Annotated in this window: 15 protein-coding genes; 6 read left to right on the top strand and 9 right to left on the bottom strand. The window is 62.3% G+C overall.

Annotation, left to right across the window (positions count from 1 at the left end):
• Positions 1-200 precede the first annotated feature (200 nt).
• Positions 201-608 (bottom strand): lactoylglutathione lyase, encoded by a 408-nt coding sequence (gloA, locus tag ACG2K1_RS08430; protein ID WP_395429199.1) that lies wholly within the window; start codon positions 606-608, stop codon positions 201-203.
• Between the two features lie 193 nt (positions 609-801).
• Here gloA and ACG2K1_RS08425 point away from each other — a divergent pair, with 193 nt between their 5' ends.
• From ACG2K1_RS08425 to pntB, 4 genes are all read left to right on the top strand, one after another.
• A complete protein-coding gene (locus tag ACG2K1_RS08425) occupies positions 802-2,343 on the top strand; it encodes a Re/Si-specific NAD(P)(+) transhydrogenase subunit alpha (RefSeq protein ID WP_395429211.1) in 1,542 nt (513 codons plus the stop codon).
• 72 nt (positions 2,344-2,415) lie between these two features.
• Positions 2,416-3,036: a hypothetical protein gene (locus ACG2K1_RS08420; protein ID WP_395429198.1), complete on the top strand. Its 621-nt coding sequence runs from the start codon at positions 2,416-2,418 to the stop codon at positions 3,034-3,036.
• 73 nt (positions 3,037-3,109) lie between these two features.
• Positions 3,110-3,493 carry a VOC family protein gene (locus tag ACG2K1_RS08415; protein ID WP_395429197.1) on the top strand — a complete coding sequence of 128 codons (384 nt, stop codon included), beginning with the start codon at positions 3,110-3,112 and terminating at the stop codon, positions 3,491-3,493.
• A 71-nt stretch (positions 3,494-3,564) separates the two neighbouring features.
• On the top strand, positions 3,565-4,950 hold the full coding sequence (gene pntB, locus ACG2K1_RS08410; protein ID WP_395429196.1) for a Re/Si-specific NAD(P)(+) transhydrogenase subunit beta: 1,386 nt from the start codon (positions 3,565-3,567) through the stop codon (positions 4,948-4,950).
• 420 nt (positions 4,951-5,370) lie between these two features.
• Here the strand turns inward: pntB and ACG2K1_RS08405 are convergent, their stop codons facing one another.
• Both ACG2K1_RS08405 and ACG2K1_RS08400 read right to left on the bottom strand, forming a co-directional pair.
• Entirely contained in the window at positions 5,371-6,747 is a 1,377-nt protein-coding gene (locus tag ACG2K1_RS08405) for a phosphomannomutase/phosphoglucomutase (protein ID WP_009427222.1), read from the bottom strand.
• A gap of 79 nt (positions 6,748-6,826) precedes the next feature.
• A complete protein-coding gene (locus ACG2K1_RS08400) occupies positions 6,827-8,872 on the bottom strand; it encodes a LysM peptidoglycan-binding domain-containing protein (protein WP_395429195.1) in 2,046 nt (681 codons plus the stop codon).
• Positions 8,873-9,068: 196 nt separating this feature from the next.
• Between ACG2K1_RS08400 and ACG2K1_RS08395 the strand changes: the two genes are divergently transcribed.
• Complete coding sequence (locus ACG2K1_RS08395) at positions 9,069-9,680, top strand: class I SAM-dependent methyltransferase (RefSeq protein ID WP_395429194.1); 612 nt, start codon at positions 9,069-9,071, stop codon at positions 9,678-9,680.
• Positions 9,681-9,745: 65 nt separating this feature from the next.
• Here the strand turns inward: ACG2K1_RS08395 and ACG2K1_RS08390 are convergent, their stop codons facing one another.
• From ACG2K1_RS08390 to ACG2K1_RS08365, 6 genes are all read right to left on the bottom strand, one after another.
• Positions 9,746-10,045, bottom strand: coding sequence for an AzlD family protein (locus ACG2K1_RS08390; protein ID WP_009427218.1), 300 nt, complete (start codon positions 10,043-10,045; stop codon positions 9,746-9,748).
• A complete protein-coding gene (locus ACG2K1_RS08385) occupies positions 10,042-10,758 on the bottom strand; it encodes an AzlC family ABC transporter permease (protein ID WP_009427217.1) in 717 nt (238 codons plus the stop codon). Before ACG2K1_RS08385 ends, ACG2K1_RS08390 begins: the two co-directional genes overlap by 4 nt.
• A 137-nt stretch (positions 10,759-10,895) precedes the next feature.
• Positions 10,896-11,180 carry a hypothetical protein gene (locus tag ACG2K1_RS08380; RefSeq protein WP_009427216.1) on the bottom strand — a complete coding sequence of 95 codons (285 nt, stop codon included), beginning with the start codon at positions 11,178-11,180 and terminating at the stop codon, positions 10,896-10,898.
• A 97-nt stretch (positions 11,181-11,277) separates the two neighbouring features.
• Positions 11,278-12,885: an FAD-dependent oxidoreductase gene (locus ACG2K1_RS08375; protein WP_036496627.1), complete on the bottom strand. Its 1,608-nt coding sequence runs from the start codon at positions 12,883-12,885 to the stop codon at positions 11,278-11,280.
• Positions 12,886-13,037: 152 nt separating this feature from the next.
• Positions 13,038-13,451: a hypothetical protein gene (locus tag ACG2K1_RS08370; RefSeq protein ID WP_395429193.1), complete on the bottom strand. Its 414-nt coding sequence runs from the start codon at positions 13,449-13,451 to the stop codon at positions 13,038-13,040.
• Positions 13,452-13,545: 94 nt separating this feature from the next.
• Positions 13,546-13,959, bottom strand: coding sequence for a hypothetical protein (locus tag ACG2K1_RS08365; RefSeq protein WP_395429192.1), 414 nt, complete (start codon positions 13,957-13,959; stop codon positions 13,546-13,548).
• Between the two features lie 131 nt (positions 13,960-14,090).
• Here ACG2K1_RS08365 and xseA point away from each other — a divergent pair, with 131 nt between their 5' ends.
• Positions 14,091-15,443, top strand: coding sequence for an exodeoxyribonuclease VII large subunit (gene xseA, locus ACG2K1_RS08360; RefSeq protein WP_395429191.1), 1,353 nt, complete (start codon positions 14,091-14,093; stop codon positions 15,441-15,443).
• Positions 15,444-15,766 lie beyond the last annotated feature (323 nt).

Raw genomic sequence — 15,766 nt, 5'->3', positions numbered from 1 at the left:
TTTTAAGTTAATTTTGGTTAAGCGGTCAATACAAAGGTTAAGCGGCGGCAAACATGTGCGGCGGCGGGGACAACAGGCCGTCTGAAAAACAGGCATCTCGGAGGGAAGAACCTTTGGCCGGTGCAGCGAAAAGGCCGTCTGAAAGCGAAACGCCGAAGCTGCGCTTTCAGACGGCCTCCTGCCGCACGGGCGGAATCAAATCAGTATTGCACCGAATCGCGGCCGCTGTTTTTCTGGATAAACTCGATTTTGTAGCCGTCGGGGTCTTCGGCGAAGGCGATTACCGTTGTGCCGTGCATCATCGGCCCGGCCTCGCGCGTAACCCTGCCGCCCTTGGCTTTGACCTTTTCGCAGGCGGCGTAGGCGTCGTCCACCTCTATGGCGATGTGGCCGTAGGCGTTGCCCAAATCGTAGGCAGACGTGTCCCAGTTGTGGGTGAGTTCGAGCACGGTGCTGTCGGCTTCTTCGCCGTAGCCGACAAAGGCCAGCGTGAAGCGGCCTTCGGGGTAGTCGTTTTTCCGCAGCAGCTTCATGCCGAGGACGTTTTGGTAGAAATCGAGCGATTTTTGCAAATCGCTGACGCGCAGCATGGTGTGGAGCAGGCGCATTTTCGTGTTCCTTTTTCGTTGTGGTTTTTCAGACGGCCGATTGTAAGGCAGCGCGGCTGCGGGTGGCAAACTGCGTGCAAAAGCGGCAAAACGGTTGCGGGGGGGAAGCGTTTCGGTTATAAGGTTAAACAACGTTAACGGCGATCCGCCGTACAGTTTTTTTGATTAAACCGCCAACCGTAAGGAGCGAATGATGAAAATCGGCATCCCGAAAGAAACCCTGGCAGGCGAAACCCGAACCGCCTGCACCCCCGATACCGTGGCCGGGCTGAAAAAGCTCGGCTTCGACGTGCTGGTGGAAACCGGCGCGGGCTTGGGCGCGAGTTTTGACGACGCGGCCTACGAAGCCGCAGGCGCGCAAACCGGCAGCGCCGCCGAAGTGTGGAAATGTCCGCTGATTTACAAAGTGAACGCTCCCAACGGCAAAGAGACAGGCCGTCTGAAAGAAGGGCAGACGCTCGTCAGCTTCATTTGGCCGGCGCAGAATCCCGAGCTGGTGCAGAAACTGGCCGACAAGAAAATCAACGTACTGGCGATGGACATGGTGCCGCGCATCTCCCGCGCCCAGTCGCTCGACGCCCTCTCGTCGATGGCCAATATTTCGGGCTACCGTGCCGTAATCGAAGCGGCCAACGCCTTCGGCCGCTTCTTCACCGGCCAGATTACCGCCGCCGGCAAAGTGCCGCCCGCGCAGGTTTTGGTTATCGGCGCGGGCGTGGCGGGTTTGGCGGCGATCGGTACGGCAAACTCGCTCGGTGCAGTGGTACGCGCGTTCGATACCCGCTTGGAAGTAGCGGAACAAATCGAATCGATGGGCGGTAAGTTCCTGAAACTCGACTTCCCGCAAGAATCGGGCGGCGGCGGCGACGGCTACGCCAAAGTGATGAGCGACGAATTTATCGCCGCCGAGATGAAGCTCTTTGCCGAGCAGGCGAAAGAAGTGGACATCATCATCACTACCGCCGCCATTCCGGGTAAACCCGCGCCCAAGCTGATTACCAAAGAAATGGTGGAAAGCATGAAATCCGGCTCCGTCATCGTCGATTTGGCGGCGGCGACGGGCGGCAACTGCGAACTCACCAAACCGGGCGAATTGTTTGTGACCGACAACGGCGTGAAAATCATCGGCTACACCGATATGGCAAACCGCCTTGCCGGACAGTCTTCCCAGCTTTACGCCACCAACTTGGTGAACCTGACCAAGCTGTTAAGCCCGAACAAAGACGGCGAAATCACGCTGGATTTTGAAGACGTGATTATCCGCAACATGACCGTTACCCGCGACGGCGAAATCACCTTCCCGCCTCCGCCGATTCAGGTTTCCGCACAGCCGCAGCAAACGCCGTCTGAAAAAGCCGCGCCTGCCGCCAAACCGGAGCCGAAACCCGTTCCCCTGTGGAAAAAACTCGCTCCCGCCGTCATCGCCGCCGTGTTGGTGCTGTGGGTCGGCGCGGTCGCGCCCGAAGCGTTTTTGAACCACTTCATCGTGTTCGTCCTCGCCTGCGTTATCGGCTACTACGTCGTCTGGAACGTCAGCCACTCGCTGCATACCCCGCTGATGTCCGTGACCAACGCCATTTCCGGCATCATCGTCGTCGGCGCACTGCTGCAAATCAGCCAAGGCAACGGTTTCGTTACCCTGCTTGCCTTCATCGCCATCCTGATTGCCAGCATCAATATCTTCGGCGGCTTCTTCGTCACCCGCCGCATGCTCAATATGTTCCGCAAAGGATAGGCCGTCTGAAAAAGGCCGTCTGAAAGAAAAAAAGGCTTTCAGACGGCCTCCAAAGAAACCCGAAAGCAAAAAATGAAATACATCCACACCACCGGCGAAACCCTGGAACACCTGCGCGCGCAGGCGAAAAAACAGCAGTCCAAACAGGGCGGGCAGATGTCTGCCCTGCTCGGCGCTGCCGCCAAAGCAGCCGGCTACCAAAACTGGTCGCATGCCCAAGCCTGCCATGCCGCAGGCGAACGTTACGGCCGCACCCCGCTGACCGAAGAGTGTTACACCCTTGAAGAGCACATCCGGCGCGGCGAAGACTACGTTACCGCCACCGGTTTCGAAACCGCCGAGCCGTCGGCCTTTCTGCTGTTTTCCACCGACCGGGGCGACGGCTGGCTGTACGACGTGTTCACCCGCCAAGCCCTGTGCATCGTGCGGCACGAGCGCGAATGCCCGATTGTCCCCTTCCGCTATGAAGAAAAGCGTTTCATCATCGGATGGGACGGCGAAATCGACCAAACCACCCCCATCCCCAGTCTGATGCCCGCCACCGAAGCCGCACAAGCCAAACTCGGCTCCGCCTATATTTTTCCCGAATACGTCGGCTTTATGCTCGACGACTTGGGCAGACAGGCCGAGCGGCAGGCACGGGCGTTCCACGAACAGGCGGCAGCGGAAAGCAGCGCCGTTCAGGCCGTCTGAAACCCGAAACCCGTTTTCAGACGGCCTCCGCTCCATCAAGGCCGTCTGAAAACCCCACCGCGAAAGGAAACCCATGAACACCCCGCAAAATCCCGTCGCCTGGTTCGGCATCCGTGCCGCCGACCTCGACCGCGCCAAACGCTTTTACGAAACCGTCTTCGACTTTACCCTGCAACAGGCGGGCGCAGCCGAGGGCGCCAACCGCTTCTTCATATTCCCCGCCAACTGGCAGAGCCACGGCACCAGCGGCATGCTCTGGCACGACCCCGCCGACACCGCAACAGGCCACGGCGGCACCACCATTTTCTTCGAGTGCGCCGACTGCGAAGCCACCGCACAGGCCGCCGTTGCCGCAGGCGGCAGACTGTTGCAGGGCAAATACCCCATCGCCGACGGCTACGCCGCCTTTATCGAAGACACGGAAGGCAACCGCATCGGCCTGCACTCGCGCGCATAAACCCGTTTTCAGACGGCCTCCCGCCCTCTTGCCCCCGTTTTTTACCATCCGCCCCATTAAGGAGAACCACCATGTCCCAAGGAATCGTTACAGCGGCCTACATCGTTGCCGCCGTGCTGTTCGTCTTTTCCCTGGCGGGACTGTCCAAACAGGAAACCGCCAAACAGGGCTGCTACGCCGGTATCGCCGGCATGGCTGCCGCCCTGATTGCCACCGTCTTCGCCGAAGACACGCACGGCTTCGGCTGGATCATTATCGCCATGCTGATCGGTGCCGCCGTCGGCATCTATAAGGCGAAAAAAGTCGAAATGACCGAAATGCCCGAACTGATCGCCCTCCTGCACAGCTTCGTCGGCCTCGCCGCCGTGCTGGTCGGCTTCAACAGCTACATCGAACCGGGCAGCGTCTCCGCCGATATGGAAACCATCCATCTGGTCGAAGTCTTCCTCGGCATCTTTATCGGCGCGGTCACCTTCACCGGCTCGCTGGTGGCCTTCGGCAAACTCAACGGCAAAATCAGCAGCGCGCCGCTGAAACTGCCGCACAAACACAAGCTCAACCTCGCCGCGCTGATTGTCTCCTTTATCCTGCTGCTGGTGTTCGTGTCCAACGGCGGCGGTGCCTTCGCCCTGATACTCATGACCCTGATCGCCTTCGCCTTCGGCTGGCATCTGGTCGCCTCCATCGGCGGTGCCGACATGCCCGTGGTCGTGTCCATGCTCAACTCGTATTCGGGCTGGGCGGCGGCGGCGGCTGGTTTCATGCTCTCCAACGACCTGTTGATTGTTACCGGCGCACTGGTCGGCAGCAGCGGCGCGATTCTGTCCTACATCATGTGCAAAGCGATGAACCGCTCCTTTATCTCCGTCATCGCCGGCGGCTTCGGCACAGACGGCGGCGCGGCGGCAGATGGCGGCGGCGAAGTCGGCGAATACCGCGAAGCCTCACCCGCGCAAGTGGCCGACATGCTCAAAGAAGCCAAAAGCGTCATCATCACCCCGGGCTACGGCATGGCCGTGGCGCAGGCGCAGTATCCCGTTGCCGAAATCACCGAGCTCCTGCGCAAAAACGGCACGGAAGTACGCTTCGGCATCCACCCCGTCGCCGGACGCCTGCCCGGCCACATGAACGTGCTCCTGGCCGAAGCCAAAGTACCCTACGACATCGTGCTGGAAATGGACGAAATCAACGACGACTTCCCCGAAACCGACGTGGTGCTGGTCATCGGCGCGAACGACACCGTCAACCCCGCCGCGCAAACCGACCCCAACTCGCCCATCGCCGGCATGCCCGTGCTGGAAGTGTGGAAGGCGAAAGAAGTCGTCGTCTTCAAACGCTCGATGAACACCGGCTACGCAGGCGTGCAAAACCCGCTGTTCTTCAACGAAAACAGCGTTATGTGCTTCGGCGACGCGAAAAAAACCGTCGACGAAATTCTGGCCGATCTGAAAAAATAAGGCCGTCCCTGCCTATACCCCTTCGGGGCATAAATGCGGGAATGGCGTTTCTGCAAACGCGTTTCCCGTGCAGCCGCCAATGGCAAAAGGCCATCTGAACACCGTTTCAGACGGCCTTTTTATTTTCGACAGCGGGGAATGTGCCGCCCCGCGATGCACGGTTTCCAACGTTCCGACAGAATCGGTAAGGTTTGCAGCTAAGCGGTTTTGCAAACCGCCACCCCCACCCCAACCCTCCCCCGCGCTTTGGTGCAGGGAAGGAGTGAAATGCCGATGCAGCCGAGAGGCCGTCTGAAAGTGGCCGTCTGAAAGTGGCCGTCTGAAAGTGGCCGTCTGAAAGTGGCCGTCTGAAAGTGGCCGTCTGAAAAAACGCCCGACAATGTCGGGCGTTTTTTCAGACGGCCTTGCCGCGGCTGGGATTTACAGCGGCCAGGCCAGGTCGGGCAGGGCGGCGAGGGCGGTTTTGAACTGGTTTTGGATGCGGGTGATGGCGTCGCGGTTGTCGGCTTCGAAGCGCAGCACCAGCACGGGGGTGGTGTTGGAGGCGCGTATCAGGCCGAAGCCGTCGGGGTATTCGACGCGCAGGCCGTCGATGGTGACGATGTCTTGTGCGCCTTCGAAGCGGGCGGCGGCGGCCAGTTCGGCGACGGTGTCGTGGCCGTTGCGGCCTGCGGGCAGGGCGATGTTGATTTCGGGGGTGGACACTGCCTGCGGCAGGCTGTCGAGTTCGGCGGATGGGTCGGCACTGCGGGAGAGGATTTCCAGCAGGCGGGCGCCGGCGTACATGCCGTCGTCGAAGCCGTACCAGCGTTCTTTGAAGAAGGTGTGGCCGCTCATTTCGCCCGCCAAGAGGGCGCCGCTGCGTTTCATGGCGGATTTGATGAAGCTGTGGCCGGTTTTTTCCATGACGGGTTCGCCGCCGTGCTGCCGTATCCAGGGGGCGAGCAGGCGGGTGGATTTGACGTCGAAGATGATTTTGGCCTGCGGGTTGCGGCTGAGGACGTCGCGGGCGAAGAGCATGAGCTGGCGGTCGGGGTAGATGATGTTGCCGTTTTTGGTGACGACGCCGAGGCGGTCGCCGTCGCCGTCGAAGGCGAGGCCGATTTCGGCGCTGCCGTTTTGCACGGCGGCAATCAGGTCGCGCAGGTTGTCGGGTTTGGCGGGGTCGGGGTGGTGGTTGGGGAAGCTGCCGTCGACGGTGCAGTAGAGTTCTTCCACTTCGCATCCGAGGGCGCGGTAGAGGCTGCCTGCGTATGCGCCGGCAATGCCGTTGCCCGCGTCGATGGCGATTTTCATCGGGCGCGCGAGTTGGATGTGGGAGGTGACGGCATTTTGGTAGGCGGCTGCGGTGTCGGTTTGGCGGATGCTGCCGCTGCCGCTGACGAAGGCATTCTCTTCGATGGTTTCGCGCAGTTGCTGTATGGCTTCGCCGGCGAGGGTTTCGCCGCCGAGCATGATTTTGAAGCCGTTGTAGTCGGGCGGGTTGTGGCTGCCGGTAATCATGATGCCGCTGCCGCCGCATTCGCTTACGGCGGCGAAGTAGAGCATGGGGGTGGCGACCATGCCGACGTCGGTGACGCTGATGCCGCTTTCGGTCAGGCCGCGGCAGAGTGCGGCGGTAAGCGCGGGGCCGCTGAGGCGGCCGTCGCGGCCGACGGCGATGCTGCCGATGCCCTGCGCGGCGGCGCGTGCGGCAATGGCGCGGCCGATCAGGCGGGCGGTGTCTTCGGTTAGGGTTTGACCGACGATGCCGCGGATGTCGTAGGCTTTGAAGATTTCGGGGGCGGTTTGTGCCATGTCGTTGTCCTGTTTGCGGAAGGGGAAAAATATTCAGACGGCCTGCTGCGGGCAGGCCGTCTGAAACGGGAAGGCGGGTTTAGCTGCCTTGGAGTCTGATGTTTTGTCCGGGGCGGATGACGGTGCTGTTGTTGTTCCAGCGGCGCACGTCTTTGACATCGACGTTGAAGCGGCGGGCGATTTCGGCCAGCGTGTCGCCTTGGCGGACAGTGTAGGAAACGGGGCGGACGGCTGCGGGGGCGGCTCTGCCTTTGGAGGCGGCCACTTTGAGTATCTGCCCCTGACGGATGGTGTTGCCTTTGATGTTGTTGGCGGCAACAAGATCGGCCACGTTCATGTCGTAGCGTTTGGCGATGTTGAACAGGGTGTCGCCGTCTGCAACTTTGTGGGTACCGGGTGCGGCGGCTTTGGCCGCGGCCAAGGCGCGGGCTTCGGCCGCCTGTTTCTGTCTGGCGCGGGCTTCGGCGGCAGCTTTGGCCTGGCGGTTGTGTTCTGCCGCTTCGGCTTCGGCGGTTTGCACGGGTGCGGTCTCTGCCTGTTGCAGGCCGGAAGTTTGGACGAAGTTCATGATCAGATCGCTGTTTCCGTCTTCTGCGGCGGGCGCGGGGGCGGCTGAGGCCGTCTGAACGGGGGAGGCCGTTTGAGCGGCGGCGGTTTCGACAACGGGGGCGGCCGGAGCGGCGGGTTCTGTTTTGACGGTCAGATCGTCAGGCAGCGCGGGTGCGGCAGCGCGGGTAAAATCGACAGGAGCGGCGGCAGGGGCGGGAGCCGGTTTGTCCGATGCGGTAAAGACGGGTGTGGCGGAGACGGTAGGCTGCGGGGCGGTTTGGGTAAAAACGGGCGCGGATTCGGGCAGGGTTCGCGGCGCGGGCATCAGCTTGGGCTGGGCGGTGGCGACTGCGGCGGCGGTACCCATCTGTGGCACGGTTTGCAGCTTGTTGTCGTTGGGGTTGGTGTCGGTGTCCAGTGCGGCGAAGTTGAGGGGCGTGCCGCCTGTTTTGCCGCTGAAGTTGTTTTTCGCCACGAGGATGCTGCGGCCGGCGGCGATGTTGTTTTTGCTCAGGCCGTTGAGGCGTTTGATTTCGGCGGTGCTCATGCCGGTTTCGGCGGCGATGGAGGAGATGTCGGTGTCGGCGTAGGGGGTGTAGACGTCCCAGGAGAGCAGGGTGGCGCGGTCGGCTTTTTTGTAGTTGCGCTCGAAAGTGGCGGCGGCGGACGCGGGCAGCAGCAGCTTGCGGCCGATTTTCGGGATGTAGACGGGGGTTTTGAAGGCGGGGTTGAGGGCGTCGAATTCGGCCTGACTGATGCCTGAAAGGCGGACTGCGGCGCTCAAATCGATGGGTTGGTCGATGTCGACGGCTTTGAAGAAGGGTTTGTTGTCGAGGTCGGCGAAGTTCATGCCGAAATATTGCGGGTTGTTGACGATGTTGCGCACGGCGAGCAGTTTGGGCACGTAGTTGCGCGTTTCGGCAGGCATTTTCAGGTTTTCGTAAACGGGCTCCAAGCCTTGGGCGCGGGCGCGGTTGACGGCGCGGCCGACGTTGCCTTCGCCCCAGTTGTAGGCGGCCAGCGCCAGCGACCAGTCGCCGAACAGGCCGTGCAGGTATTCGAGGTAGTTCAGCGCCGCGTCGGTGGCGGCGTAGACGTCGTGGCGTCCGTCGTAGAGCGGGGTTTGTTCGAGGCCGTAGTGGCGGCCGGTGGCGGGCATGAACTGCCACAGGCCGGAGGCGCCGACGGTGGATTTGGCTTTGGTGACATAGGCGCTTTCGATGAAGGGCAGCAGCGCGATTTCGGCGGGCATGTTGCGTTTGGCCACTTCGCGGCTGATGTGGTACATGTAGGGGCGGCTGCGTTCGATGGTGCGGTTGAAATAGGCAGCGGAGGCGGCGAATTTGCTTTCGTGGCGGCGCACCAGTTCGGGGTTGACTTCGTTCATGCGGAAGTCGCTGCGCAGATGCGCCCAGACGCTGTTGTGGCCGGTTTTGGTTTTGCCGTGGTCGAGGGCGACGGTGTTGGCGCGCATCAGCGCCATGCCGATTTGGTTTTTGGTGTAGGTCTGGCCGGAGGCGGCCGAGGCGAAGGAGAGGCCCGTAATGGCGATGACGAGTGTTTTTATCGGTTTCATGTATTTGGGTTTCGGCGGACGCTGGAACAGCGCGGGATACTAACTTGACAGGCATGAAGCGTCAAGGTTTGCCAAGTGTAAAAATTTTCAATGCGTTAGACCGTTCGTCGTATTTTTGTGCAATGGTGCGGCGGGCGGGCATCGGGGGTAGAATAAGCATTTGTCGTTTTTTCGGACGCAAGAAGGAGGGTGCGTTATGGATTGGACGGTTTGGTTCGAACGCGGTGCGGTGGGGCGTTATGCGGCGTGCTGCGAACGGGATTTTCTCAAGAGCATGGCGCGGGTGCGGCCTTTTCAGACGGCCTTGCAGATCGGGATGCCGCAATGGGAAACCGACGGCGTGCCGTGCGTCGGCCGCGATGTGATGGCGGATTTTGCCGCGCTGCCGTTTGCGGCGGAGAGTATGGATCTGCTGCTGGTGCCGCACGGTTTTGAAAACGGGGATTGTGAAGCGTTTGCCCGCGAGGCCTGGCGCGTGCTGGCGGGCAACGGGCGGCTGGTGTTGTGCGGGCTGAATCCGCATTCGCTGTGGCGGCTGCTTTACCGTGCCGAGGGAAAACTGTTTCCCAACAGCGGCCGCACGCTGCCTTGGGGGCGTTTGAAGGCGGTTTTGGAAGAGGCGGGGTTTGAGACGGAGGCGGTGGAATGGCTGGTCTGCTGGCCGCTGGCGGACACGCCGCAGCATGGGGAGGCGGGGCTGCCGGTTTTGGCGCTGGTTTACGCGGCGGTGTGCGTGAAACGGGTGGCGGGGGTGCGGCTTTTGGATGCTTATGTGCCTGCCGGCGGCAGGCCGGTGTTTGCCGTGTGAGCGGCGGATCAAAGGCAAGAGGCCGTCTGAAAGCGAAGTTTCAGACGGCCTTTTTGTGTGCGCGGTCAGCCCATCAGATAACCGAGTATGCCCGATGTCGCGACGGCAATCAGCACGGTCGGCAGCATGGGCAGGCGGCTGGCGGCGAGCACGGTAACGGCAACGGCAATCAGCTCGTGCGGTTTGTCGGAGGCGAAGTAGGGGGCGATCACGGCAATCAGCACGCAGCCGGGCGCGGCGTCCATCACTTTGGCGGCACGTTTGCCCAGCGTGCGGTTGCGCAGGGCGAAAAAACCGATCAGCCGCGTGCTGTATGTTGCCATCAGCATGCCGAGGATAACGAGGACGGAATCAAGGGAAATCATGCGTCCTTCCCTTGGAAATAGGCCGTCAGCAATCCGGCGGCGGTGCCGGCGGGAACGTACCACGCGCCTTTTGTCGTGCGGTAGACCGCGGCGGCGGCAATCAGGCTGACGAGCCAGGGCAGGGCGGGGCGCCAGCCTTTCCACATGCCGCGCAGCAGCACGAGGAACACGGCGGGAAAGGCCATGCCGAAGCCCCACGCGGCCACATCGCCCAGCACCGGGCCGACAGCCGCGCCGACGGCGGAAGTAATCACCCACACCACATACAGCGTCAGGCTCACGCCCAAATAGTATTGCAGGCTGAACAGCGCCAGCCCCGCGTCTTTGCGCTTGCGGATGTCGGCCATCGCCATCGCCCAGCTCTCGTCGGTCATCAGAAAAAGGGCGGGCAGCACTTTTTTCATCGGCAGATGGCGGATATAGGGGGCGAGCGCCGCGCCCATCAGGATGTGGCGCGTGTTGATCATAAAGGTAACGCCGACAATCAGCAGTATGGGCAGCGGTTTTGCCCACAGGCCGACGGTGGCGAATTCCGAGCCGCCGGCGAAGTTCAGGCCGGTCATCAGCGGCATTTCGACCACGCTCATGCCTTTTTGCGCGCCCTGTATGCCGAGAATCAGGGCGAAGGGCAGCATGCCGATGATGATGGGCAGGCAGTCGCGGATGCCGCGCCGGAATTCCTGCGCGGGGGAGGGGAGGGGGGGTGTCTGCATAAATCTGTTTCGCTCGGATGCAAAAGGGGCGGGATTATAGCGTGCGGCGGCTGTTCGGGCCGTCTGAAATCAGGCCGTCTGAAAAAACGGATGCTTTTCAGACGGCCTGACAACCCGTTCGGAATGCGTGCGGCGCTTTATTCCCCGCCAAACTGCGTGCGGAAGAAGAAAAAATCGTTGGGGCTGATCACATCGCAGGCGTGGCCGTCGGAGAGCGCGTTCAGGCGGGCATAGGCCGTCTGAAAACACTCGCGCTCGAATTCGTGCAGATCGGCCACGGCGGCGCGGTAGGCGGCTTCGGGCAGCGCTTCGGGGTTTTTCAGCGCTTCGGCAAGATGGCCGTAGAGCGGGTTGCCTTCGAGCGCTTCGCGGTAGAAATCCTGAAAGGCCGTGTAGGCGGCGGCGTGGTTGTAAACGGGCATGGCGTTTGCGTTAGGAAATGGAGAGGGAACGTGAGATTACGTTAAAACGCGGCGTGTGGCTACTTCCTTTCCGTTTTTTCAGACGGCCTCTGCCCTTTCAGACGGCCTCCAATATCCGTTTTGCCGCTTCCACGCCCCAATAGGCCGCTTCCTCGAATACCGAATAGCCGCTCATGTCGCTGTGGGCGAAGAAGAGGGCGGAGCGGCGGCCGGTTTGCGGCGGGGCGGCGTCGAGGTAGCCCGGGCGGGGAACCGCCATGCCGTGGCCGCGCACGGTGAGGGAAACGCGCTCCACATGGCGCCAAAAGCCGCTGCCGTATACGGCGGTAAGGTCGGCGGCGGCCAAAGCCAGCAATTCGCCGGCGTCGGCATCGAGCAGGTAGCGGCGGACCTTGCGCGGCGTGTCGTGCACGGGCGCGGTGTAGGACGTGAACACCGTGCGCGGCGGCTTGGCGGTGCGGATCAGCTGGTTGCCCGCGGCAACGTAGCCCAAATGCGGGCTGCCGTATACCACGTTGTCCCATGCCAAACCGCTGCCGTTTGGTTCGGCGGGGAAACGGTTGAGGACGAAATTGCCCACCAGCCACGGCGCGCTTTCAGACGGCCTCAGGCCGTAGCGCGGCGCGTCTGCCACGATGTGCGCCGCCACCGACAGCGGCATGGCGCAGACAACGTGCCGCGCGAGCACCGCCACGGTTTTGCCGTCGGCATTGCCGCGCAGCCACACCGCCGCGCCGTCTTCGCGCTCTTCGATTTTCACCGCAGCCCCGTCCCAAGCTGCGGGCGCGGTAAAACGCCATTGAGCGGCTGCGGGCAGCGCCGCGAGCGTTTGCAGGCCGCAATGCCGCCGCAGCGCTTCGGAAACGTGCGCCAAACCGTCCGGCCAGGTCAGCACCGCGTCGGCGTGCAGCCCGCGCGCGCAGAAATAATGCAGTCCTGCAAAGGCCGATACGTCGGCAATGCCGCGCCCGTAGTCGTCGCGGCAGCAGTAGTCGAGATACCAGAGCAGGGAGGGAGAGCGGTAGCCCTCGCGTGCGAGCCACTGCGCGAAGGTCAGGCGGTCGAGCCGCCGCCATTCTCCGTCTTGCGAAGACAGGGCGACGGGAATGGCGAAAATCTTGCGTCCGTCGCGGCCGCACGCGGTTTTCAGACGGCCTGTGAGGGCGAAAAAACGGCGGCTGTCGGCGTCCTGCTGCGGCAGCAGGCTTTCCTGCCATTTGCCGCGATACCACAGCCGCTCCTGCGGCGCGTACACCAAATCCGTTTCGTTGAACACACCGTTTTGCATGATGCCGAGATCGTCGAGCATCAGGCGGACATACACGCTTTCCGGCGGGGGCAGGGCGAGATAGTGCGCGCCCGTCGGCGCGGCCAGCTCCGCATCGTAAAAGCCCGCGTTGTTGCCGTTGCGCTCCAAGCCTTCGGCCAGCAGGATGTCGCGGTGGCCGTTTCGCACGAGATACCACAGCGCCGAGAGCGCCGCCGCGCCGCTGCCGAGAATGAGCGTGCCGCAGCGGTGTGAGGGCGGCCTGTCCGTGCCCTCCGCCAGCATGCCGTCGCGCAGCAGGTGGCCGGGCGGCAGACCCGGGCGGCGGACGCTGACCGGCGGCAGGCGGTTCAAATGCCGCCATGTCTGCCACGATGCGGCGGAAGCGGCAGCGAGGGCGGCGGCGGAAACGAGAAACTGGCGGCGGGAGACGGGCATGACTTTGGGCGGGTGCGGGAAGACAGATAATAGATATTTGAAAAACGGTTTTAACTTCGTTGAAACTTCGTTTTCAGACGGCCTGAATGCTTGGAGCGGCATAAAGGAGGCTGTCTGAAAGCACAAAACGGGCTTTCAGACGGCCTCCTCTGTTATTTGTATTTGCCGACAACGCGGACAATTTCCGCGTTCTGTGCGGCGCAGTAGGTTTCGGCTTTGGCGTGCAGCGGGGCGGTGGGTGCATTCAGGCCGGCCGTCCAAACCATGCCGAGCAGATCGGCGAGGCCGGGAATGCTGCGGACGATGGCGCTTTGCGGCGACGGGCGGCCGTATTTTTGCTCGCAGGCTTTCACCGGCGCGTCGAGCTGCTTGTAGATGTCTGCCAGCTTGCCCAAGCCGCCCGTTGCCGCCACGGTTTCTTTAAAACAGAAGGTTTCCGCGCTTTTGAGCAGCACGGCATCGCGCATCACGGCGCGGCATTCGGCGGAAACGGTTGTTTCCTGCGGCGCGGCAAAGGCGGGCAGGCAGACGAGGGCGCAGAGCAGGGCGGCAAGGCGGGGTTTCATGGCACTTGTTCTCTTGGGGGAAAAACAGAATGAGGCCGTTCCCGCCTTCGCGGGAATGACGTTTCTGAACGCATATTTCAGACGGCCTCCGCCCTTATTTGCGTCGGCCGATAACGCGGACGATTTCCTCATTCTGCGCGGCGCAGTAGGCGGCGGCTTTTTTTTGCAGGGCGGGGCTTGGCGCTTTCATGTCGGCCATTTTCACCGTGTCGAGGAGGTCGATGAGGCCGGGGATGCTGCGGACGATATCGTTTTGCTCGGACAGGCGGCCGTATTTTTGCTCGCAGGCTCTCACCGGCGCGTCGAGCTGCTTGTAGATGTCTGCCAGCTTGCCCAAGCCGCCCGCTGCCGCCGACATTTCTTGCGGGCAGAAGATGAAGGCGCTTTGCAGCAGCACGGCATCGCGCATCACGGTGTGGCATTCGGAGGAAACGGTTTTTTCCTGCGGTGCGGCAAAGGCGGGCAGGCAGACGAGGGCGCAGAGCAGGGCGGAAAGGCGGGGTTTCATGGTGCTTGTTCTCCGTGGGAAAAAACATAATGAGGCCGTCTGAAAAACCGGGGTCAGGCGGCGCAGGCCGCGCATTATAGCCGCCTGCCGTTTTCCCGTATAATCCGCCACTTTTGCCGCCGCCCGAAGCCATGTCCGATTTGTTCGCACCCGCCGCCCTGTCCGTTTCCGAACTCAACGCCGCCGCCAAAATGCTGCTGGAAGACAAGCTCTCCGGCCTGTGGGTGGCGGGCGAAGTGTCCAACCTCACCCGCGCCGCCAGCGGGCATTATTATTTCTCGCTCAAAGACAGCCGCGCCCAAGTGCGCTGCGCCATGTTCAAGGGCACGGCGCAGCGGTTTGCCGCCCTGAAAGAGGGCGACCATGTCGAAGTGAGCGGCCGCATTTCCATTTACGAGGCGCGCGGCGAATTTCAGATTACGGTGAACGATTTGCGCCTCAAAGGCTTGGGGCGGCTCTACGAAGCCTACGAAAAACTGAAAGCCGCCTTGCAGGCCGAAGGCTTGTTCGCCGCAGCAAACAAGCGGCCGCTGCCCGCGCATCCGCAGCGCATCGGCATCGTCACCAGCCCCGCCGCCGCCGCCCTGCGCGACGTGCTCACCACCCTGCGCCGCCGCGCGCCCGACATTCCCGTTATCCTTTATCCCGCCGCCGTGCAGGGCGCGGACAGCGCGGCGCAGCTTGCCCGTGCCGTAAACGCGGCATCGGAGCGCGGCGAATGCGACGTGCTAATCGTCTGCCGGGGCGGCGGCAGCATTGAGGATTTGTGGTCGTTTAACGAAGAAGCCGTCGTCCGCGCCGTCGCCGCCTGCCGCATTCCCGTGGTCAGCGGCGTCGGCCACGAAACCGATTTCACCCTCACCGACTTTGCCGCCGACGTGCGCGCGCCCACGCCCACCGCCGCCGCCGAGCTGGTGTCGCCCAACCGCACCGAGCTGCTGCACAAGCTGGCGCAGGCCGAAGGCCGTCTGAAAGATGCGCTGACGCAGCGTTACCACGATGCCAGCCAGCGCGTCGACTGGTTTGCCCGCCAAATCCGCCACCCGCGCCAGAAACTAGACGCGCAGCGCGGGCAAACCGCCGTCCTCGCGCAAAGGCTGTCCGCCGCCATGCGTGCCAACCTGCGCCTGCAAGGGGAAACGCTGGCGCGGCAGAGCCTGCTGCTGCAACACGCCCGCCCCGATGCGGCGGCGGCAAAAGGCCGTCTGAACGCTTTTCAGACGGCCTTGTCGCGCAACTTCGCCCTGCTGTCGGCGGCGAAACGGCAGCGTTTGGAAAAACAGGCCGCGCTGTTGGACGCCGTGTCGCCGCAGCACATTCTGGCACGCGGTTTTTCCGTGGTGAAAAACGGGCGCGGCCAGGTCGTGCGCGACGCCGCGCTGCTCAAACAGGGGCAGACACTGCACATCACTTTTGCCGAGGGCGAGGCCGACGTGCGCGTGACCGGCGAAACGGCGCAGCCCGATTTGTTTGATTTTTCCTGACTGCCGCAGCGGCGCGCAAAAGGCCGTCTGAAAATGCACAAGGCGTTTCAGACGGCCTTTTTGTATGGCGCGGCAGAGGCCGTCTGAAAGCGCCGTCGGGCAAATCCGAACAAACTCATTCCGTTATAGTGAGTCAAAATAAAAAAGATACAAGGCAGCAAGCCGAAGACAGTACAGATAGTACGGCGAGGCGCAGCAACGCCGTAGATTTTTTATTTTGGCTCACTATACATCGAAACAGACATAAAGCGCCCGGTACACCGGTCTTTACCGCCCTTAACCCGCGCTTGCAATTTTCCGTCGCAAGGTTTATAAACACGAAC

It is taken from the genome of Neisseria sp. 23W00296 (assembly GCF_044772855.1).
GTDB lineage: Bacteria > Pseudomonadota > Gammaproteobacteria > Burkholderiales > Neisseriaceae > Neisseria.
The sequence above is the reverse complement of the archived record's forward strand: the minus strand, read 5'-3'. Positions and strand labels throughout refer to the sequence as shown.